At 66.1% G+C, this 1472-nt stretch carries 2 protein-coding genes; both read right to left on the bottom strand.

The annotated features are described in order from the left end of the window. Window positions 1–774: SLC5/6 family protein (locus AC1D00_RS40800; RefSeq protein WP_477014603.1), on the bottom strand; the 774-nt coding region annotated here is incomplete at its 3' end. Window positions 775–1151: 377 nt separating this feature from the next. Next, the coding region (locus AC1D00_RS40795) for an aminotransferase class I/II-fold pyridoxal phosphate-dependent enzyme (RefSeq protein WP_456685597.1) at window positions 1152–1472 on the bottom strand (321 nt) is incomplete at its 5' end.

The raw sequence follows: 1472 nt of genomic DNA, 5'->3' as shown, positions 1-1472 counted from the left end.
CAGCATGACCGCGCACAGCGACAGCAGCGTCATGGTCAGGAAGTTGCCGATCGACGGCGAGTAGTTGATGGCGCGCACCGCCTCCGGCGTCTTCATCGCGCGCTCGATCAGTTCATGCGGCGAGAACATCCAGAATGTGACGAAGATGYCGGCGGCGAGGAAGGCGACCAGCTTGACGATGGATTCGGTCGCGACCGCCAGCATCAGGCCGTGCTGATGCTCGGTGGCGTCGGTCTGCCGCGTGCCGAACAGCACGGCGAAGGCCGCCATCGCCAGCGTCACCATCAGCGCCATGTCGCCGAGGATCGGGATGTGGGAGAAGGCCTGATCCTCGCTCAGGATCGTCTCCAGCGAGGAGGCGACCGCCTTGAGCTGGAGCGCGATGTAGGGCACCGAGCCGATGATCGCGATCAGCGCCACGGTCGCCGCCACCGCCTGACTCTTGCCGTAGCGGGCGCCGATGAAGTCGGCGATCGAGGTAATGTTGTGGGCCTTGGCGAGCTGGATCACGCGGCGGAGTACGCCGGCGCCGAGCCCGATCATCAGGATCGGGCCGACATAGATGGCGAGGAAGTCGGTGGACGTGCGGGTRGCAAAACCGACCGAGCCGAAGAAGGTCCAGGAGGTGCAGTAGATCGCCAGCGACAGCGGATAGATCAGCCCGGAGGCACGTCGGGGCCCGGCCTGCGAGCGGCGGTCGCCATGGCTCGCCACCAGGAACAGGAAGCCGATATAGCCAAAGGCGGCGGCAATCACGCCCCAGTCGTGCAGCATGGCGAGCGTGCTTCTCCCAGGGCGCGACGGCGCCCGATCTCATTTTCCCTGCAAATCTAGCGCGTTGGGTGGGCGCAAGCGACAGCGAAATGCCGGGCCCGGGGCGGGAACTGGGGTTGTCGTTAAGTTGGTCGCTTGAGGCTCACCGAGAGAGTCCCCGTGTGGCACCCCCCTCCCTGACCCTCCCCCGCAAGGGGGGGTGGGAATGGAGAGAACGTCGCTTGTTGCGACAAAGGCGACACCAACACGGCGTCGAGCAGTTGCGCTTAATCAATGTGAGGCAGCCACAACCGTCTCGCTCCCTCCCCCCTTGCGGGGGAGGGTTGGGGAGGGGGGTGCCCCGGGGACGGTGTGTGTGGATGGAGAGGCGAAGAGGCCTACTCCGCCGCCAGCGACTTTTCGCGGAGCGGCAGGCCGAGGCGGTCCCATACTTGCAGCAGCGCTTCGGCGAGCTGATCGATCAGGCCGTCGTCGTGATAGGGCGAGGGCGTGATGCGCAGGCGCTCGGTGCCCTTGGCGACGGTCGGATAGTTGATCGGCTGGATGTAGATGCCGTGCTCTTCCAGCAGGAGGTCGGAGGCCTGCTTGCACTTCTCGGCATCGCCGATGAACAGCGGCACGATGTGGGTGTCGCTCGACATCACCGGGAGGCCGGCGGCGTTGAGGATCGCCTTGACGCGGGCGGCGCGGTCCTGGTG

It is taken from the genome of Bradyrhizobium sp. P2_E8 (assembly GCF_056403875.1).
The sequence above is the reverse complement of the archived record's forward strand: the minus strand, read 5'-3'. Positions and strand labels throughout refer to the sequence as shown.